The sequence below is a fragment of the Collinsella aerofaciens genome, assembly GCF_040910325.1.
GTDB lineage: Bacteria > Actinomycetota > Coriobacteriia > Coriobacteriales > Coriobacteriaceae > Collinsella > Collinsella aerofaciens_BL.
On record NZ_JBDGAV010000019.1, the window covers coordinates 28577 to 47237 of the forward strand.

The 18661-nt window shown below is 60.7% G+C and carries 16 protein-coding genes, 1 tRNA gene and 1 other RNA gene; 13 read left to right on the forward strand and 5 right to left on the reverse strand.

The annotated features are described in order from the left end of the window. Positions 1-1548 (forward strand): glutamine--fructose-6-phosphate transaminase (isomerizing) (gene glmS / locus AB5Z25_RS08180; protein WP_368135280.1); only part of this gene is annotated, 1548 nt, incomplete at its 5' end. Positions 1549-1659: 111 nt separating this feature from the next. On the opposite strand, the gene AB5Z25_RS08185 is transcribed toward glmS, so the two are convergent. Beyond that, a complete protein-coding gene (locus AB5Z25_RS08185; RefSeq protein ID WP_050766156.1) occupies positions 1660-2361 on the reverse strand; it encodes a GntR family transcriptional regulator in 702 nt (233 codons plus the stop codon). A gap of 193 nt (positions 2362-2554) precedes the next feature. Between AB5Z25_RS08185 and AB5Z25_RS08190 the strand changes: the two genes are divergently transcribed. From AB5Z25_RS08190 to AB5Z25_RS08200, 3 genes are all read left to right on the forward strand, one after another. Beyond that, a complete protein-coding gene (locus tag AB5Z25_RS08190) occupies positions 2555-3589 on the forward strand; it encodes a YeiH family protein (RefSeq protein ID WP_152067563.1) in 1035 nt (344 codons plus the stop codon). 265 nt (positions 3590-3854) lie between these two features. Further along, entirely contained in the window at positions 3855-5072 is a 1218-nt protein-coding gene (locus AB5Z25_RS08195; RefSeq protein ID WP_368135281.1) for a helix-turn-helix domain-containing protein, read from the forward strand. An 84-nt stretch (positions 5073-5156) separates the two neighbouring features. Beyond that, entirely contained in the window at positions 5157-5732 is a 576-nt protein-coding gene (locus tag AB5Z25_RS08200; protein ID WP_022094368.1) for a hypothetical protein, read from the forward strand. Positions 5733-5960: 228 nt separating this feature from the next. Here the strand turns inward: AB5Z25_RS08200 and AB5Z25_RS08205 are convergent, their stop codons facing one another. After that, entirely contained in the window at positions 5961-6482 is a 522-nt protein-coding gene (locus AB5Z25_RS08205) for a nitroreductase family protein (protein ID WP_138375058.1), read from the reverse strand. Positions 6483-6776: 294 nt separating this feature from the next. Between AB5Z25_RS08205 and AB5Z25_RS08210 the strand changes: the two genes are divergently transcribed. From AB5Z25_RS08210 to AB5Z25_RS08225, 4 genes are all read left to right on the forward strand, one after another. Next, complete coding sequence (locus tag AB5Z25_RS08210) at positions 6777-7067, forward strand: hypothetical protein (RefSeq protein ID WP_006235631.1); 291 nt, start codon at positions 6777-6779, stop codon at positions 7065-7067. A 181-nt stretch (positions 7068-7248) separates the two neighbouring features. Then, positions 7249-7749, forward strand: coding sequence for a MarR family winged helix-turn-helix transcriptional regulator (locus AB5Z25_RS08215; protein WP_022094370.1), 501 nt, complete (start codon positions 7249-7251; stop codon positions 7747-7749). Then, positions 7737-9473, forward strand: coding sequence for an ABC transporter ATP-binding protein (locus tag AB5Z25_RS08220; protein WP_368135282.1), 1737 nt, complete (start codon positions 7737-7739; stop codon positions 9471-9473). The genes AB5Z25_RS08215 and AB5Z25_RS08220 overlap by 13 nt, the downstream gene beginning before the upstream one ends. Before the next feature lies 1 nt (position 9474). Continuing rightward, entirely contained in the window at positions 9475-11475 is a 2001-nt protein-coding gene (locus tag AB5Z25_RS08225; RefSeq protein WP_204986360.1) for an ABC transporter ATP-binding protein, read from the forward strand. A gap of 110 nt (positions 11476-11585) precedes the next feature. Here AB5Z25_RS08225 and cysE read toward each other — a convergent pair whose 3' ends face one another. Continuing rightward, positions 11586-12290 carry a serine O-acetyltransferase gene (gene cysE / locus AB5Z25_RS08230; RefSeq protein ID WP_035138740.1) on the reverse strand — a complete coding sequence of 235 codons (705 nt, stop codon included), beginning with the start codon at positions 12288-12290 and terminating at the stop codon, positions 11586-11588. Positions 12291-12513: 223 nt separating this feature from the next. Between cysE and AB5Z25_RS08235 the strand changes: the two genes are divergently transcribed. Next, complete coding sequence (locus AB5Z25_RS08235) at positions 12514-13152, forward strand: DedA family protein (RefSeq protein ID WP_368135283.1); 639 nt, start codon at positions 12514-12516, stop codon at positions 13150-13152. 297 nt (positions 13153-13449) lie between these two features. Further along, positions 13450-14502, forward strand: a complete 1053-nt coding sequence (locus AB5Z25_RS08240; RefSeq protein WP_035138743.1) for a branched-chain amino acid aminotransferase — start codon at positions 13450-13452, stop codon at positions 14500-14502. Between the two features lie 559 nt (positions 14503-15061). Here AB5Z25_RS08240 and AB5Z25_RS08245 read toward each other — a convergent pair. Continuing rightward, a complete protein-coding gene (locus AB5Z25_RS08245; RefSeq protein WP_171021549.1) occupies positions 15062-15613 on the reverse strand; it encodes a LemA family protein in 552 nt (183 codons plus the stop codon). 211 nt (positions 15614-15824) lie between these two features. On the opposite strand from AB5Z25_RS08245, the gene AB5Z25_RS08250 reads away from it, so the two are divergent. Continuing rightward, positions 15825-16409 (forward strand): TetR/AcrR family transcriptional regulator, encoded by a 585-nt coding sequence (locus tag AB5Z25_RS08250; RefSeq protein ID WP_052044212.1) that lies wholly within the window; start codon positions 15825-15827, stop codon positions 16407-16409. A gap of 3 nt (positions 16410-16412) precedes the next feature. Here the strand turns inward: AB5Z25_RS08250 and AB5Z25_RS08255 are convergent. After that, positions 16413-16502: transfer RNA gene (locus AB5Z25_RS08255), tRNA-Ser, on the reverse strand. Positions 16503-16553: 51 nt separating this feature from the next. Here AB5Z25_RS08255 and tadA point away from each other — a divergent pair. Beyond that, positions 16554-18335, forward strand: a complete 1782-nt coding sequence (tadA, locus tag AB5Z25_RS08260; RefSeq protein ID WP_368135284.1) for a tRNA adenosine(34) deaminase TadA — start codon at positions 16554-16556, stop codon at positions 18333-18335. A gap of 176 nt (positions 18336-18511) precedes the next feature. Beyond that, an RNA gene (gene ffs / locus AB5Z25_RS08265) (signal recognition particle sRNA small type) lies at positions 18512-18607 on the forward strand. The last annotated feature ends 54 nt before the right edge of the window (positions 18608-18661 follow it).

Genomic DNA, 18661 nt, shown 5'->3' on the forward strand with positions numbered 1-18661 from the left:
ATCGTCCACAACGGCATCATCGAGAACTTCGCCGAGCTGCGCGAAGAGCTGGAGGGCCGCGGCCACCACTTTAAGAGCGAGACCGATACCGAGGTCTTCGCGCATCTGATCGAAGAGGCTTATGCCGAGACGCACGACCTGATGGCCTCCGTGCGCGAGGCTTGCGCCCACGTGGTCGGTGCCTATGGTCTGGCCGTCGTGTGCGCTGACGAGCCCGGCGTGATCGCCGTGGCCCGCAAGGATTCCCCGATCGTGGTCGGCGCGGGCGAGACCGGCGCCTATGTCGCCTCCGACGTCATCGCGCTCATCGACGCCACCCGCGATGTCGTGGTGCTCGAGGACGGTCAGTTTGCCAAGCTTACGCCCGCAGGCGTCGAGTACACCGACGAGGCCGGCAACGTTATCGAGCCCAAGGTCACCCACATCGACTGGGACCTGGACATGGCAGAAAAGGGCGGTTATCCCGACTTTATGCTCAAGGAGATCCACGAGCAGCCGCGCGTCGTGCGCGACACGCTGGTGGGCCGCATGACGCCGGCCGGCGAGCTCGACATCGACGAGCTGGGCCTTTCGCTCGAGGAGCTCAACGACATCGACCGCGTCTACGTGATTGCTTGCGGCACCAGCTATCACGCTGGCCTCATTGCCAAGAATCTCATTGAGGGCTGGGCTCGCATCCCCACCGAGGTGGAGGCGGCCAGCGAGTTCCGTTATCGCAACCCCATCATCACGCCGACGACGCTCGTCGTGGCCGTGTCCCAGTCGGGCGAGACGGCTGACACTCTCGCTGCCATCCGCGACGCGCGCATCAAGGGCGCCAAGGTCTTCGGCATCACCAACGTGGTGGGCAGCCCCGTGGCGCGTGAGAGCGACGGCGTCATCTACACCAAGGCCAACAAGGAGATCGCGGTCGCCTCGACCAAGAGCTTCATCGGCCAGGTCGTGAGCCTTACGCTTTTGGCTCTGCTGCTGGCGCAGGTCAAGTACCGCTTGACCACCAAGCAGGCGCGCATGCTGTTCCGCGAGCTTTCCGATACGGCCGAGCAGATCCAGTGGATTTTGGATACCCAAACCGAGGCCGTGCATGAGGCCGCCCTGCTGTGCAAGGACGCGCAGTCGGCGCTGTTCGTGGGCCGTGGCATGGGTGCCGCTATTTCCTACGAGGGCGCGCTCAAGCTCAAAGAGGTCAGCTACCTGCACGCCGAGGCCTACGCCGCCGGCGAGATGAAGCACGGCCCCATCGCGCTGATCGACCCGGGCTTCCCTGTCATCGCCGTGGCCACCAAGAGTGCCACCTACGACAAGACCGTGTCGAACCTCATGGAGTGCAAGGCGCGCGGCGCCAAGGTCATCGTCGTTGCCACCGAGGGCGACGAGGAGATCAACAAGATCGCCGACTGCATTATCCGCGTGCCGGCAGTCCGCGACGTGTTCAGCCCCATCACGGCGAGCGTTCCTCTGCAGCTGCTCGCCCGCGAGGTCGCCATCCTGCGCGGCTGCGACGTCGACCAGCCCCGAAACCTCGCCAAGAGCGTCACGGTAGAGTAGTTGGTTCCGCCGTTCTAGCGACTAAGGCCCGGCTCCGTTGCAGCGGAGCCGGGCCTTGTTGCATTTGCCCAGATAAAACCTGCCAAAATAAACCTGTCCCTTTTTGGCAGGTTAGCGGAGCTTGCTGGTCTCGAAGTACTCGGGGAACTGGTCCAGAACCTCGGTTTGGTTGCGGAACATCATGTGCAGGTGCTTGCTGACCAAAAAGCTCGCTTCGATGGGGTCGCGACCGGCGATAGCGCGGCGAATCTGCTTGTGTTCGTTCACAATGTCCTGATTGTCGAGAACCTGCGTGGCAGCGCGCAGCCAGCGGAAGCGCTCCAGGTCGGCATTGGTCTCTTCGAGCCACGACCACACGGTGCTGCGGCACGCGATGCTAAAGATCATGTGATGCATGAGGTTGTCGCTCAAAAAGAAGCCGATGCGATCCTCTTCGGCCATGGCCTTTTCCTGCAGCACGATGGCGCGGTCGAGCTGCTCGATGCCGGCCGACGTGGCTCGCGCACAGCACTCCACGATCACCTGCTTTTCCAGATGCTCGCGGATGTAACAGGCACTCTCGGCAAGGGTGAGGTTGATGGGTGAGACGTAGGTGCCGCTCTGGGGCACGGTGCGCACCAGGCCTTCCTGCGCCAAGCGAACCAAAGCCTCGCGCACGGGCGTGCGGCCCATGTCCAGGTCGTCGCAAAGCTGTTTGACGCCCAGCTTTTCGCCCGGCTTGTAGTCCAGGTAGACGATTTTGCGTCGAATGGTGTGGTAGGACTGGTCCTGTAGGCTCGTTTCCTGCTCGCCGACGTGCATCGATTCTTCCATAGCGCCTCGCAACTGTTCTATCAAACTCATATGTCAGTTGTTAATTATGCCGCGAATCAGCTCTCCGCGGTGGGTAATTCGGCCGTTGCCTAAGAACTATTGCGGCATCTTAGTCTGTGTTTGCGCAAGGCTGCGCTCAATGTTGCCGTATCATAAGCCGTCGCAAACGTGAAATAGAAAGAAGGAGTCCCATATGCAACTGGCAAATATCGTACGCGAGCGCTGGAAAGGCGTCTTGTTCTGCCTGATCGTCGCCATTCCCGCGACGTTGCTCGGCAAACAAATTGAGGTGGTCGGCGGTCCGGTATTTGCCATCCTCTTTGGCATGGTCCTTGCGCTCGTCTTTCCCAAGAATCGTCGCGAACAGCTCGCCGCCGGCGTTACCTATACGTCCAAAAAAGTCTTGCAGTACGCGGTTATCCTGCTTGGCTTTGGCATGAACCTCTCCCAGATTCTGTCCAAGGGCGCCCAGTCGCTGCCGATTATCGTGGCGACAATCTCGACCTCGCTTGTCATCGCCTTTGTGCTCTGCCGCGTTATGAACGTGCCGGGCAAGATCGCGACGCTTGTGGGTGTGGGTTCGTCGATTTGCGGCGGTTCTGCCATCGCCGCGACCGCGCCCGTCATCGATGCCGACGATCGCGAGATTGCCCAGGCCATCTCGGTCATCTTCCTGTTCAACGTTATCGCGGCGCTCGTGTTTCCGACGCTCGGCGGCATGCTCGGGCTGACCAATGAGGGCTTTGGCCTGTTTGCCGGTACCGCCATCAACGACACCTCGTCGGTAACGGCTGCGGCGAGCGCCTGGGACAGCATGCATCCCGGCGCAAATGTGCTCGAGAGCGCCACGGTGGTCAAGCTCACCAGGACGCTGGCTATCATTCCCATCACGTTGGTCCTCGCATGCTGGCAGATGCATCTAGCACGCAAGGCCGGCGGCGACGCTAAAAGCACGTTCTCGCTTAAACGCGCGTTTCCCATGTTTGTGCTGTTCTTTGTGCTGGCGAGTGTGATCACCACGGTGCTTCAGCTTCCCGCGTCCTTTACGGCGCCCATCAAGGAGCTGTCGAAGTTCTTTATCGTGATGGCCATGGCGGCTATTGGTTTTAATACCGATATCGTCGAGCTGGTCAAAAAGGGCGGCAAGCCCATCGCGCTGGGCTTTTGCTGCTGGATTGGCATCGCGTGCATGAGTTTGGGAATGCAGCACGTGCTGGGAATCTGGTAGAGAAGTAGCTGATTTGCGTGCTGCGTGCTGGCGAGCGCATGTCCGCGGTGGAGCGATAGGAGCTCTTGCGGGTATGGCTTGTCCGCAGGTTGATAGGTCCCGAAGAGCTCTTATCGCCCCGCCAGGATGGCGATGCGGGGCAACTCATATACTCGCAGGACGGTGGCTTCTGCCCTATAGTGTTTGGTGAGCAATATCGTTCAATTTTGAAACACTCGCTCGCGCAGCCGTCGGTGGCGGCGTGGCGCCGAGGACGGGGCGCAATATGAACAGTGACGCCAGGCTACAAATCTTGATCGAGGCCTTGGCTGCTGCCGGGGCCTCGGCGTTGGCAATCGATGGGCGTGGACGCGTGGCGATTTCGACCATGGATGATGTCGCGCTCGAGCAAGATGTCGCGGCATTTGTCGCCGAGCGCCTGGGGCGCGTGGGCAACGGCACGCGCCTGGTGATGGGACATGCGGGAGGGCGCTTGAGCCTTACGGTGCGTCCGGTCGCCAAGGAATACGGCGCGCTTTGGGTAGTCGTGGTCCGCGAGGTGCACGGTGTGGCGGCACATGCGGGTATTGAGTGGCTTAACGCAGATGAGGTCGAGGCGCGCTACGAGGCAAGCGCGTACGGCATTGTCGAGGGTGCCGCTGCGGTCGCTGGTCCCGTCTGCGAAAGCTATGCCCGCGGCGTGCCCCTCATGCTGGAGGGCGAGCTGGGTGCCGGCCAGGCAGAGATTGCAAAACGCCTCTATCTGGATGGGCCTTATGCTGACGAACCCTTTGTGTCCGTGGCACTTGACGAGCTCACAGATCGCGGCTGGCGCCATCTGCTCAAAAGCTCGGAATCGCCGCTGTTCCAGGCGAGGCTGACCCTTTGTATTGGCGGCTGGCATGCACTTTCGCCGCAGCGTCTGCGCGAGCTTGTCTCTACGATGACCGACACGGCGCTGGCCGCGCGTTGCCATGTGGTTCTGACGGCAAACGATATGCCGGGCGGTGGCGAAAGCGATCAGGCCGCTTTTGTAACCGAGCGCTTGGCGTGCGCAGTAAGTGTGGCGCCTGCGATTGCCGAGCAGGGTGGCGCATCGAAAAAGGTTGCGCGGTATTTGTCATATCTGTCAGATGCCTTTGGAACTGCCGCTCCGAGTATGTCCGAGGAGGCTGCCTCGACGCTCAACGGCTATCGCTGGCCACGCAACTATCTGCAGCTGCGCGAGGTCTCGGAACGACTCTATATATTAGTAGGGTCGGGTGTGGCGGAGCGCGAAGTGGCGGAGGAGGTGCTCGCCCAGGAGGACGTCATCAAAACCGCAACCTTTGGCGCTCCGACGCTCGACAGCGATCTGTATATCCTGCGTCCACTGGCCGATACCGAACGCGATATCGCGCGGCTGGTCGTAGGCCACCTTCAGGGCAACCGGACCCGCGCTGCCGAGGTGCTGGGAATAAGCCGCACGACCCTGTGGCGCTTGCTGAAGGACGATGACCGTTGAGCGAGGCGCCCGTGACCGCACGCGACGCGTGTGCTACAGTCCAAAGCGTTATTGTTTCGATTTGGTTACGGCGTGCGAGGGCATATGGCTGAGACTTCAAAACCGAGCCGCAGAAGGCGGAGTGCCGCGCCGGTCAACCGACGCACAACATCGGTGACGTGGGGCAAACACGCCTCGGGGTTTGATGGCTCGTTCAAGCGCACTAAATACGGCTATCCTTCGGCAAGCGCCCGCTTGGCAATGCAGGCAGAGTCCTCGCTGTGGGGCCGCAAACGCGTGGTGGGCTCAAAGCTCAAGCACGACGGAACGCTCGGCTACATCAGCCGCGGGGCGGCTCGCCGCAGCGGGCTCAATCCCGCCGGCTGGCATCGCTACGTGCCGATCGTGGCCGCCGTTGCAGTGATCGTCATCGCGCTCGCTGCGCTCGGATATGCCGGCGGTGGCGCCAACTTGGACGCAATGTTTAAATCGCCCGAGCTCGCGCATGTAGGTACAGAAGTTGTCGAGGGCGCTCAGGCCCAGACGAGCGTCGCGCCCCAGCGCGGTATCGTTGCGGCGGCCTCCACCATCGCCGATGTGCAAAAGGACGAAGACAAGCAAGGCGACGACGTCGATGCGAATCAGACGAGCGAAACGGCAATAACTCCATCGGCGGGATAAGTTGCGAGTGGGGCAGCTAATTTGGGACGGGGCTTTTTTAGCTGCCCAAGACAGTGGCTCATTCGATGTCAGTCGCCAAAAGCGAGCGAGCCGCATTTGCGCCAAGGTGACGTGAAATGAGAGGGCGCTGACCTTCTGGTCGCGCCCTCGAAATTGAACGTCAGATTGGCGTGAATGCGGCCCGCGCAGCGTCAACGAGCCCGCCGTTCGGTAGAATGGCGGAACTAATTACCTTACGTAGACCACGTTGTCGCGGCGGGGTTTGGGCTCGGGCAGCGTGTCCTCGGCATAGCCCAGAATGCAGTGACCGACACCGCGCAGGCTGCCGTCGGCGGGTAGACCCCAACTGGCCAGTAGCTCCAGGCCCTCGGGCGAATCGAAAACCTCGTGGGCGCGATGAATCCAGCACGAATCAACGCCCAGCGCATAGGCAGCGTTGAGCAGGTTGCCCATGGCGAGCGAGCCGTCTTCCAGATGTGTGGGCACGCTGCGGTCAACCAGCACCACCACAACGGTCTTGGCGCCATAGAAGGGGTCGCTGTTGCTGCCCATGACTTGCGCGTTGAGCTGCGAGAGACGCTCGACGGTCGCGGGGTCGGTGACGGCGACAAACGTCACCGGCTGGCGGCCCATGCCGCTCGGTGCATATTGGCCGGCTTCGATAATACGTGCAAGCTTTTCGGCCTCGACGGGACGATCGCTGTAGTTGCGGCAGCTGCGGCGGTGAATGAGTGCTTCGATAGTCTCCATGGTGTCTCCTTGCGGTGGCGTTGCAGATGCCCCGTTCATACCCGTCGGGCTCAAACGATAGACGGTCAATTGCCCGGCCAAAAGGATAGATTCCAATTGGGAAAGTAGGTTTGCATAAAAGTACCTTCAGAATGTGACAAACAAATGGGATGGTTAAACGTTTTATCCCGTCTACCCTGCGGTTTTTTACCACTTGCCTAAATGACGAACGCATAACCTCTGATAAAGGTTTTACTAAAGGAGTACCAACGTTTATCAATGCGCCGTGGTGGCGCCGGGCCAGGAGGTAACATCATGTTCCAGGCTGGAGATGTCGTCGAGACCGATTTCGAAGGATTTCTGAAGCTGCTGCGTTCCAAGACGCGCGCTTTCGTGTCGATCAACGATCACGAGTACTACATCACGCACACCGATGGCTATTGGCGTGTTCAGGATTGCGAGGCCCTCAACGACAAGGGCCACTTTACTGACTGTTCTGAGTTGGTCAACACGGTCTGCGAGGTCGTCGAGCTGCCGTGGATTGCCGGCAAGAGCCTGCATGACAGCTTCTCGGGCGCTACGGTCTATGAGGCCGTCGCCGCTTAACAGGCAATAAAACCCGATTTTCACGTGACCGCTGGCGCCGCCCCCGCGCCGGCGGTCTTTTTCTGCCGATAGGCCATAAAAATGCACGCATTTGCGGAGAGCCTGTTGACGATAGTCAAAACTCGGACTAATCTAGAGACACATAATTGGTCAAAAATCGGACAATTGAATGGTGGGATAGATGAATAGTGCGGTTACGCTGGTCGACTTCGATCGGTTGCTCAATGGACTCGACCATATCTATTCGGAGTTCTCGCGCGCCTGCGGCCTTTCGGACTGCGCCTACTGGATGCTCGTCGACACGAGTGCAGCGGGCGGAAGCGTTGCCGTGAGTCGGCTGACGAGTGAATGGTTCTACAGCAAACAGACCATCAATTCGGCGATTAAAACGCTTAGGGCGCGAGGGCTTGCGACGTTGGAGTTTGCCGAGGGCAGTCGTAAAAACAAGGTTGTACGACTGACCGAAGAAGGCGTGCGGTTTGCCAAGCGCTACGCGTTGCCGGCGCAAAAAGCCGAGCAACAGGCATTCGAGGCGCTCGAGCCGTGGGAACAGTGCGAGATCATGCGCTTGGTCGGTAAGTTCTCCCATGTTCTTAACGAAGAGTGCGAGGCATTTAAACGGCAAGTGGCCGCCGAGAACGAGACTGACGATAAGGGCGAGGGGGACGCATGCGACTCTTAATGAGGTTTATGAGGCCGTACCGCGGTCTGATTGCGGTGACGCTGTTTGCGGTGCTGATAGATAACGTCGGTACGCTGTTGGTTCCCACGATGCTGGCGAACATGGTCAACACCGGTATTACCACGGGCGACATCGACTATATTTTACGCAACGGCCTGTACATGCTTATCGCGACCGGCATGGCCAGCGGCGGCACGGTGTTGGGCTGCTATCTTTCGGCGCGCCTGGCCGCCAACGTGGCCTGCGATATCCGCAATGCCGTGTACGACAAGTCGCTCGAGCTGTCCGCCAGCGACTTTGAGCGCTTTGGCACGGGTTCGATGATCACGCGCTCACTCAACGACATCAACGTGATTCAGCAAGCTGTCCTTCAGACGATTCAGTTGGTGCTGCCGGTGCCGTTCTTGGCCGTGGCAGGCATCATTTTTGCTTGGTTCATCGATCCCGCCATGGGCACGCTGCTTGGTGTGGTCGTTGCGATCGTGCTGGTGGCGGCGGTCTTTACGGTGGCTAACGCCGCGCCGATCTTTATGCGCCTGCAGAGCTTTATCGACCGCATGAACGTGGTGCTGCGCGAGAACATCGTGGGCGTGCGCGTCATCCGCGCATTTAACAAGGAGCGCCACGAGGAGCAGCGCCTGGACGAGGTGTTTAGCGATTACGCGGCCAACGCCATCAAGGTCAACCACCTGTTTGTGGGTCTCGACAGTTCCAGCTTCTTTTTGATGAATATCGCCGAGGTGGCGGTGCTGTGGGTGGGCGGCAACCGCGCGGGCGTCCACGCCATGCAAATCGGCAGCATCTCGGCCGTGTTGGAATACGCGATCTTGATCCTGTTCTTTGTGATGATGGCGCAGATGGTGATTCTGACGCTTCCGCGCGCTGCGGCGTGCCTCAACCGCGCGCAACAGGTGCTCGAAATCGAGCCGAGCATCGTGGACGGCAAGGCAACGCTGGGCGACGGGGCGCCTGAGTCCGCAGATGGTGCCGACGCGGTTGCCGTGTTCGACCATATGTCGTTCCGTTTTGACGATGCCGACGAGGACACCCTGTGCGACCTGAGCTTTGCCTGTCGCCGTGGCCAGACCACGGCGATTGTAGGCTCAACGGGCTCGGGCAAGTCAACGGTGGCCAAGCTCTTGTTGCGTTTCCACGATGCCACGAAGGGCGCCATTCGCCTGAACGGCGTTGACCTGCGCGACCTTTCGCAAGGTGAGATTCGCGGGCATATCGCTTACGTGCCGCAGAAGGCGTGGCTGTTCTCGGGTACGGTGGCGAGCAACCTGCGCTTTGGCAACGAAGACGCGACTGAGGCTGACATGCTCCATGCGCTGGAGGTTGCCCAGAGCACCTTTGTGCTCGACCAGCCCCAGGGGCTCGATACGCCGGTGGCCCAGGGCGGCACGAACTTCTCGGGTGGTCAGCGCCAGCGCCTGGCGATTGCCCGCGCACTCATGAAGCATGCCGATCTATATATCTTCGACGACAGTTTTTCGGCCCTGGACTTTAAGACCGATGCGGCACTGCGCCATGCGCTGCAGGACGAGACGTGCGATGCCGCGGTGCTCATCATCGCCCAGCGCATCTCGACTATTTTGCATGCCGATCAGATCGTGGTGCTCAAAGACGGCGAGATCGTGGGCCTAGGCACGCACGACGAGCTCATGGAAACCTGCGAGGTGTACCGCGCAATCGCGGAATCGCAGATGAAGGGAGGTGAGTAGCATGACCGAGGAGCTCAAGAAGCAGGGCATCGTCGATGGCGCTGCGGTTGTAGAGACAGTCGAGGAGACGGGCGTCGCGCCCGACCTGGACGAAGCCGCCAAGGCGGCGGAGCGCGAGGCTCGCCGCCAAGCGCTCTACGAGGAAAACGAACGTGCCGAGGACGAGCGCGCCCGCGCCGAGGCAGAGCGTATGCGCGACGTGGACGACGAAGACGAGGACGAGACGCCTCGGGATACCTGGGCGACGGTGCGCCGCCTGTGGAGTGAGGCTGCCGGCGACCATTGGCGCTTCTATATCGTGTTCGCGAGCATTGTGTTCTATGTCATCTTTAACACCGCCGCGCCGGCATATAGCGCCCGCGTGATCGATGAGCTGTGGGGCCACATTCAGGTGGCGTTTGCCAACGACACCACTTTCAGCATCACCTGGGAGAACTGCGGCAAGACCATTTTCGTCTACTTTATGATCTGGACTGCCGCTGCCTCGTTCTATGCGCTCCAGAGCTTTTTGATGTCGAGCGTCGCTGAGCGTCTCAATCTGCGCCTGCGCAACCGCATCGCGCAAAAGCTCAACCGTCTGCCGCTCGCCTATTTTGACGCGCATCGTCCCGGCGAGGTCGTCAGCCGCGCGACCAACGACCTGGACAAGATGTCCGAGAGCATGCAGCGCGGATTGCTGCAGCTGCTCGTGTCGATCGGCACGGTTGTTGGTGCTGTGAGCGTGATGTTCGTGTTCAGCGTGCAGCTTACGCTCGTCTTTCTGTTCTTTACGGCACTGTCGCTGCTGGTGACGAAGGTCGTCTCGCGCCGCACACACGATGTGACGGGCGAGCGCCAGGAGTGGGTGTCCAAGATTACGAGTGCGGTCGAGGAAGGCTATTCGGGCCGTCTGGTGATCCGCGCGTTTAACCGCGAACGCCAAAGTTCTGCCGAGGTGCACCAGGCCTCGGGCGAGCTGGCACGCGTGAGTGCCAAGGCCGACTTTATGATCAATGCCGTCGGCCCTGCGGTGCGCTTTATCGGCCGTTTGGCGCAGATCGTGATCGCGCTGGTGGGCTGCAGCATGCTGGTTGCCGGTCACATGACCGTCGGCGTGTTCCAGGCGTTCTTCCAGTTTATCTACGAGGCGTCCGAACCCATGACGCAGCTGTCGTTTACCTTCAACTCGCTGCAGAGCGCGTTGGCGAGTGCGGAGCGCGTGTTCGACCTGCTCGATGAGCCCGAGATGGAGGCCGATCCGCTGCCGGACGAGGCCGCCAAGCTGCCGGGTCGCGTTGAGGGTCGCGTCTCCTTTGAGCACGTGCGCTTTGGTTATTCGCCCGACAAGCCGCTTATGCACGACGTGTCGTTTACCGCCGAGCCGGGCCAGAAGATTGCCGTGGTGGGAACCACGGGCGCGGGCAAGACGACGCTCATCAACCTGCTCATGCGCTTCTACGAGATTGACGGCGGGCGTATTACGCTCGACGGCGTGGATACGAGCCGCATGGACCGCGGCGAGCTACGGCAGCAGTTTGGCATGGTGCTGCAGGACGCCTGGCTGTTCGATGGCACGATTGCCGAAAACATCGCCTACGGCTGTCCCGAGGCGACGCGTGAGGAGATCGTGGCGGCTGCGCGCGCCGCGCAGGTCGACTTCTTTGTGCGCACCATGCCGCAGGGCTATGACACGCGCGTGGCCAACGATGCCGAAAGCATCAGCCAGGGCCAGCGTCAGCTGCTGACCATCGCACGCGTGCTGCTCAATAACCCGGCGATTCTCATCCTGGACGAGGCGACCTCAAGCGTGGATACGCGTACCGAGCTTGCCATCGGTCGTGCCATGGACGCGCTCATGCGCGGGCGCACGAGCTTTGTGATCGCGCACCGCCTGTCGACGATCGTGGACGCCGACCTGATCTTGGTCATGGATCACGGCAACATTATCGAGCAGGGCACGCATAAGGAGCTGCTGGCTGCCGAGGGTGCCTACGCCGACCTCTATCTGAGCCAGTTCGCATAATGTGACAAAGGGACAGTCTCTTTGCCACATCACAAATAAGGCGCGCCGGGGATGAATTCCCTGGCGCGCCTTTGCGTTGATGCCGATGTCGTTTTGTGCCGCTTGCGTTCCTAGCGTTCGTCCACGAGCTTGGCGACGAGGGCCTTGAGCTCGGCCACCTCTCGCTCGAGTTCCTTGACGCGGCGGGCATTCTCGGTGATGCCCTGGCGGTTGAGGGCGGACTGCTCGGCGGCGTCATCGGGCATGTACTCGCGATGCTGCTTGGCGTCGAAACTCTCCTCGAACACACGGCAGCCGTTGCGCTTGATGATGCGTCCCGGCACGCCCACGACGGTGCAGTTGTCGGGGACGTCCTTAACGACGACCGAGTTGCCGCCGATCTTGACGTTGTTGCCGATGCGGATGTTGCCGAGCACCTTGGCGCCCGTGCCCACCGTGACATTGTTGCCCAGGGTGGGGTGACGCTTGCCGGTCTCGTTGCCGGTGCCGCCGAGCGTGACGCCCTGGTAGAGCACACAGTTGTCGCCCACAATGGTGGTCTCGCCGATGACGACGCCCATGGCGTGGTCGATAAAGAAGTGCTTGCCAATCTGCGCGGCAGGGTGAATCTCGACGCCGGTGATGTGGCGGGTGATTTGCGAGAGCACGCGGGCGAGCGAGCGATGACCGTGCTCCCACAGCCAGTGCTCGGGCACGTGGTTCCACTTGGCGTGCAGGCCAGGATAGGAAAGAAAGATGACCAGACCGTTTTGCGCGGCGGGGTCCTGCGCCTGGACGGTCTTGATGTCCTCGCGAATGGTATTGATAAAGCTCACCGGCCGCCCTCCCTTAGCGCCATGGCAATGCGATTCAATAAAGTATAGCGATTCGCTAGGGATTAAAAAGGACAATCTTGGCGGCTTTGCGCTACAAGTGTCAGTTATGCAAACTTGCTGGTAATGGAGTCATGCTTTTGTGGGGTTGCGCACGAGGGGGCACCGCAACCGTATACTGGTCAACTTGGACGTATCCGCGCCCACAACTGAGAGGTTTTACTTCATGGGTTTCATCATTTTTATTGCCGAGCTGCTTAAGGACCCGCGCACCGCGATCGCCAGCTGGATCGCCGCCGGCCCGCTTATGGCCTACGGCTGCGTGTTCCTGATCATCTTTATCGAGACGGGCGTGGTGTTCTTCCCGTTCCTTCCCGGTGATTCGCTGCTGTTCGCCTCGGGTTTCTTTGCCCACAACGGCGGCTTTAACATCGTGGCGCTTCTGGCCACCGCATGGGCCGCTGCCATTTTGGGCGATCAGTGCAACTTTATGATCGGTCACTTCTTTGGCCGCAAGATCATCGCTTCGGGCAAGGTCAAGGCCATGACGCCCGAGCGCATCAAAAAGTCCGAGGACTTCTTGGACAAGTGGGGTCACCTGGCCATCTTCCTGGGTCGCTTCTTCCCGTTTATCCGCACCTTTGTGCCCTTTATCGCTGGCATGGGCGGCATGCACTGGCGCAACTTTGTCGTCTTTAACGTGCTGGGCGGCATTACCTGGTCGACGGTCTTTACGCTGCTGGGCTACTTCTTTGGCGGCATTCCCTTTGTGCAAGAGCACTTTGAGCTGCTGATTATCGGCATCGTTGCCGTGTCGATCATCCCGACCGTGGTCGGTCTGGTTAAGGCCAAGCTGGGTAAATAGAACGCCTAGCTCGAGCCAGCGCGCAGACCGTACAGTTGAGGCCCGTCACCGCTTACGGTGGCGGGCCTTTTTGCTTCGGTCAAATGAAAATACTTTACTTAGTTAAAGAAAAGCGTTTTATCAGACGCGTGCGGGGAGTACAATCTCGTGCATGCGAATCGACGTGCCATCGGCTTTGATGCTGCTCGCGTGTCCCGTCCGGCTCTACGCTCCGGGCGTGCGACGTTGCGACGCGGTCGGCCTCGGTCCTTGCGTGCGGGTTCGCGAGTATGCAACTGTGTATGTAAGGAGCGACATATGACTGTCGAGAAGAAGGATATCGATTGGGGTAGCCTCGGCTTTGGCTACATGAAGACCGATTACAGCTACGAGGCTCATTGGAAGGATGGCGAGTGGGACGAGGGCGGCCTGACCACCGACCACACCCTGCATGTCTCCGAGTGCGGCGGTATCTTCCATTACTGCCAGGAGGTCTTTGAGGGCCTGAAGGCCTACACCGCCGAGGACGGCAGCATCGTCTGCTTCCGTCCCGACATGAACGCTGAGCGTATGTATAACTCTGCCCAGCGCCTCGAGATGCCCCCGTTTCCCAAGGACAAGTTCGTTGAGGCCGTCAAGCAGGTCGTTTCTGCCAACGCCGCCTGGGTTCCGCCCTTCGGTTCCGGCGCGACCCTGTACGTGCGTCCGTTTATGATCGGCTCCGGTGACGTGATCGGCGTGGCTCCCGCTCCTGAGTACACGTTCCGCATTCTCGTGACCCCGGTCGGTCCGTACTTTAAGGGCGGCCTCAAGCCCGTCAAGCTGCGCGTTTCCGAGTATGACCGTGCTGCACCGCACGGCACCGGCAACATCAAGGCCGGCCTGAACTACGCCATGTCCCTTAAGCCCACGATGGAGGCCCATCGCGAGGGCTATGCCGAGAACCTGTATCTCGACTCCGAGTCCCGCACCTATGTCGAGGAGACCGGTGGCGCCAACGTCCTGTTCGTGAAAGAGGATGGCACGCTCGTCGTTCCGCAGTCGCACACCGACTCCATCCTGCCCTCTATCACCCGTCGTTCGCTCGTTCAGGTTGCTCAGGACCTGGGCATGACCGTTGACCAGCGCCCCGTCGAGTGGGCCGAGGTCAAGGCCGGCACCTTTGTGGAGTGCGGCCTGTGCGGCACCGCTGCCGTCATCTCTCCGGTTGGCGAAATCGACAACAAGGTTTACGGCGCCGACGAGACCGTGACCTTCCCGGCTGGATACACCGAGATCGGCCCTGTGATGAAGAAGCTTCGCGAGACCCTGACTGGTATCCAGTCTGGTGCTGTCGAGGACAAGCACAACTGGGTTTACACCGTCGCGTAATTTGTCTTACCTATCCGGGCAGAGAACAAGTTCCCTCCCGGCGCGTCCTCGGACATGCAAGAAGCCCTCGCTGCGCACTTCGTGCGGCGAGGGCTTCTTGCGTCCTGCGGAGTGCGCCGGGAGGGAACTTGTTCTCTGCCCTGCGGGTTCGGCGATGTCACAACGGGCAATGATTAATCTGAATAAAGATGGTGCGCGGCCTTTTAGGCTGCGCTTTTGCTTTGCTTCGCGCCATGTGGGGGCGGTGGCGACGTGCATTTTTGCGAGTATTCTGCAGTCGAAGGTCCCTGCATACCGATCTCGGGCAAAAAATCGGGAGTTCTCGATGTTTTCTACGAATGATGGGCGGGGTTATGGGCTGGCAGCGTTTGATTTGCAGGGATATTCGCGGTCTTTGGCATTTATCGTGGCGCCCGAAGCTCTTGGTTATGTTGAATACTCCTAAAAATGCACGACGCTTAGAGGGGGACCTTCGCGAAAAAGGAAACCGCCCCGTCGAAGTATGCATTCGACGGGGCGGTTTATGCATTTGGCCGATTAAGGATGCGCTGTCAAACTACTAGAACTTGACGGTCGGGGCCTGGCGGGCTGCTTCGGCGGCCTCGAAGCCCTGGCGCTCCTTAAACTGGAAGATGCCGGCAAAGATGACAGCCGGGAACGTCTGAATGGCGTTGTTGTAGCTGAGCACGCAATCGTTGTAGCTCTGGCGTGCATAGCTAATCTTGTTCTCGGTATCCTCGAGCGATGCCTGCAGCTGCGTAAAGTTGGTGTTTGCCTTAAGATCGGGATAGGCCTCGGCTACGGCGAAGAGCTGACGCAGCGCACCGGTCAGCACGTTGTCGGCTTCCATCTTGGCTTCGGGCGTGGTGGCCTTGACGGCGGTGTTACGCGCGCTGATCACGGCGGAGAGCGTCTCCTGCTCGTGCTTGGCGTAGCCCTTGACGGTCTCGACCAGGTTGGGGATCAGGTCGTTGCGACGCTGCAGCTGCGTATCGATGTTCTGCCAGGCGTTATCGATGCGGTTACGCTTGGTGACCATGTTGTTGTAGATGCCGGCGATGGCGCAGGCAATCACAATGACAACAACGATGCCGATGATGACGGGAAGCATGATGTCTCCGTTTCGAATGGCCGCGGCGGCATGCGCCAGCTGCCGTTGGTATAACGCTACTAGTATACCCGCAACGTTTTGTCGTGCCGAACTTTCCGGTAAGCGTTGTGTTTTCGGCGGGGTTGGCACCGGGGCAAAGCGCGCGAGGTACAGGTGTAAGATATGCGACAGATTGACGAGTGTTGTCTTTGCCCTGAGGATGGCGATACCAGTGGACCTTCGCATCAAGAAAACCTACCGCGCCCTGTTCGATGCCTTTACCGAGCTTCTCGAGGAGCATCGTTTTGAGGACCTGACGGTTGCCATGCTGTGCGACCGCGCCATGATTCGCCGCACGACGTTCTACAAGCACTTTCGCGACAAGAACGATTACTTTGCCTTTTATATCGATGAGCTCATGTCGGGCTTGCCGCAAAAACAGCCCGATGAGGCCGGCGCGGTATCTGCCGAGGACGTGCGCGCGCTTCGGCACGCGATTTTGGACGATGCCATGGATTTGATTCTGGCGCACGAGCGGCTCATGGATAACATTTTGGCAAGCAGCATGTCGGGCATGTTGACCAACGTTATTTGCGACCGCATTGCCCGCTCCATCCGCGAGCGTGTGATGAACGTGCTTGCCGAGGATGCCCTGGCCCCCGTGTCACTCGAGACGACGTCTGAGTTTGTCGCCGGCGGTATTATTCGACTTTTCACGATATGGTGGGAATCGGGCCACGATCTTGAGCGTCGACCTGAGATAGCCGATGTGGTCGATGCACTGTTTGAGCGGACCATGACACCGGTGCATCACTAGGAGTGGCGGAGAGAGGGGGATTCGAACCCCCGGAACGCTCTCGCGCTCAACGGTTTTCAAGACCGCCGCATTCAACCGCTCTGCCATCTCTCCGTGAGTCGTAATGATAGCATCGTTTTGGATTTGCAACAGGGAAGGCGAACGATGACGATCACCGAAATCGATGAGAAGTTCATGCGTGAGGCGCTGGCCGAGGCGCGCGCCGCCGCTGCGGTGGGCGAGGTGCCCATCGGAGCCGTAGTGGTGCGCGACGGCGAGATTGTCGCGCGGGCGCATAATCGCCGCGAGCTCGACCAGGATCCTTCGGCGCATGCCGAGTTTTCGGCCCTGTGCGCCGCCGCTCAGTCGCTTGGACGCTGGCGTCTTTCCGATTGTACGGTCTACGTGACGCTCGAGCCCTGCTGCATGTGCGCGGGGCTTATGGTTAACGCGCGCGTGGGGCGCTGCGTGTACGGCGCGGCTGATGCTAAAGCGGGCGCTCTGGGGTCGCTATACGACCTCAATGCCGATTCGCGCCTGAATCATCGGTTTAATGTGACCGCCGGCGTGCTGGCAGACGAGTGCCGCGCGGTGCTGAGCGGTTATTTTAGTGGGCTGCGTGGCACCGATGGTGCTGGCTGCGGTTGTGGGGCCGATCTTGAGGCGCATACCGCCCACGCCGAGGCGCTTGCGGGTGTCGAAGATACTGCCGTTGGGGCGGTCGATTTTGGTGCCGCGTGCCGCCGGCCCCGCCGCGTGCTGTTGGCGATCGACTCCTTTAAGGGTAGCGTTTCGAGCGCGCGGGCGGAGGCGGCGGTTGCCGAAGGCGTTCGCCGTGTGTGGCCTGATGCCCAGGTGGCCGCATTGCCGTTGGCAGACGGTGGCGAGGGAACGCTCGACGCCGTTGCCGCCTGCGGTGGCGAGCTTGTGACCTGCGAGGTTGCAGGCCCCTTGGGCGACCGCGTGTCTGCACGGATGCTGGTGGATGCCGAGCGCGAGTCGGCTGTAATTGAGATGGCCGAAGCCGCGGGCATCGGGTACTCGCCTTGCACGGAGTCGGCGGCGTTGGCGGCCACAACCTATGGCGTGGGTGAGCTGATGCTCCGTGCGGTCCGTGCCGGGGCAAAGACTATCTATATTGGCTTGGGCGGCAGTGCCACCAACGACGGCGGCGCCGGCATGCTGCAGGCGCTGGGCGCGCGTCTTGTCGATGACCGTGGCTGCGATATCGCGCCGGGGCTCGCGGGCCTTGAACGAGTCGCCGGTGTTGACCTGACGCCGGCGCTTCGGGTGCTGGGCGGCGCACGCATCGTGGTGCTTTCCGATGTCGAGAATCCGCTCGTGGGGCGTCGCGGGGCGCTTGCGGTGTTTGGCGGGCAAAAGGGCCTGCCGGCGGGGGATGCCGAGGCCCTGGGCAAGTACGACAGCTGGATGGTCGGTTACGGCCGCCTGCTCGATGCGGCGATTACCGGGGTGCGGGCTCAGGGGTTGTTGCGCGTGCCCGAGGGTGCACGGACATTTGGTTCGGTGCTCGGCGTGCCCGGTGCCGGTGCTGCCGGCGGCCTGGGTGCCGCGCTGCTGGCGCTCGGTGCCGAGTTGCGTTCGGGCGTGGAGACGGTGCTCGATCTGATTGGGTTTGACGAGCGCGTACGCGATGTCGACCTGGTCATTACAGGCGAGGGTAATATGGACGAGCAATCCGCCGCCGGTAAGGCACCGGTGGGCGTGGCCCGCCGTGCCAAGCGATATGGCAAGCCGGTAGCCGCTGTCGTGGGCGGTCGCGCTGACAACTTGGATGCGGTGTATGAGCAGGGTATTGACGTGGTGCTTCCGATCTGCCGCAAGCCCATGCCCCTTGACCAAGCGCTCGACCCCCAGGAAGCCACAATCAGCCTCATCTGCGCCGGTGAAGCCGCCGCCCGATCCTACGACCTCGCCCGTATCTAAGTCTTTCCGGGCAAGTCTCAATAAGTTGCGGTGGAATAGTTCCTGTTTTTGGCCTTGGGTCGTAAAACAGGAACTATTCCACCGCAACTCAAAAGTGGTCTTTTGGCCCCGTCCCAAATTAGCTACCTTGCCCCATCGGGCGGGAGCGGGTAAGATATATCGAGCGCCTAGCGCGTTCGATGGGTTCGGATGACGACATGTTCCGAATCTGGTCAGGTCCGGAAGGAAGCAGCCATAAGGAGCCTCTGTCGGGCATCCGAATCCATCGAGTGCGCAGGCGTTTTTTGGTGCCGCGGCTACCCGCGAGTGCCGGCAGGGCGCTTGGT

Excerpts from the sequence above, each read along its gene's own strand:
- tadA (WP_368135284.1), top strand. The coding sequence starts at position 16,554 with ATGACGATCACCGAAATCGATGAGAAGTTCATGCGTGAGGCGCTGGCC.
- AB5Z25_RS08240 (WP_035138743.1), top strand. The coding sequence starts at position 13,450 with ATGACTGTCGAGAAGAAGGATATCGATTGGGGTAGCCTCGGCTTTGGC.
- AB5Z25_RS08215 (WP_022094370.1), top strand. The coding sequence starts at position 7,249 with ATGAATAGTGCGGTTACGCTGGTCGACTTCGATCGGTTGCTCAATGGA.
- AB5Z25_RS08200 (WP_022094368.1), top strand. The coding sequence starts at position 5,157 with ATGGCTGAGACTTCAAAACCGAGCCGCAGAAGGCGGAGTGCCGCGCCG.
- AB5Z25_RS08220 (WP_368135282.1), top strand. The coding sequence starts at position 7,737 with ATGCGACTCTTAATGAGGTTTATGAGGCCGTACCGCGGTCTGATTGCG.
- AB5Z25_RS08195 (WP_368135281.1), top strand. The coding sequence starts at position 3,855 with ATGAACAGTGACGCCAGGCTACAAATCTTGATCGAGGCCTTGGCTGCT.
- AB5Z25_RS08205 (WP_138375058.1), bottom strand. The coding sequence starts at position 6,482 with ATGGAGACTATCGAAGCACTCATTCACCGCCGCAGCTGCCGCAACTAC.
- AB5Z25_RS08185 (WP_050766156.1), bottom strand. The coding sequence starts at position 2,361 with ATGGAAGAATCGATGCACGTCGGCGAGCAGGAAACGAGCCTACAGGAC.
- AB5Z25_RS08190 (WP_152067563.1), top strand. The coding sequence starts at position 2,555 with ATGCAACTGGCAAATATCGTACGCGAGCGCTGGAAAGGCGTCTTGTTC.
- AB5Z25_RS08245 (WP_171021549.1), bottom strand. The coding sequence starts at position 15,613 with ATGCTTCCCGTCATCATCGGCATCGTTGTTGTCATTGTGATTGCCTGC.
- AB5Z25_RS08235 (WP_368135283.1), top strand. The coding sequence starts at position 12,514 with ATGGGTTTCATCATTTTTATTGCCGAGCTGCTTAAGGACCCGCGCACC.
- AB5Z25_RS08210 (WP_006235631.1), top strand. The coding sequence starts at position 6,777 with ATGTTCCAGGCTGGAGATGTCGTCGAGACCGATTTCGAAGGATTTCTG.
- AB5Z25_RS08225 (WP_204986360.1), top strand. The coding sequence starts at position 9,475 with ATGACCGAGGAGCTCAAGAAGCAGGGCATCGTCGATGGCGCTGCGGTT.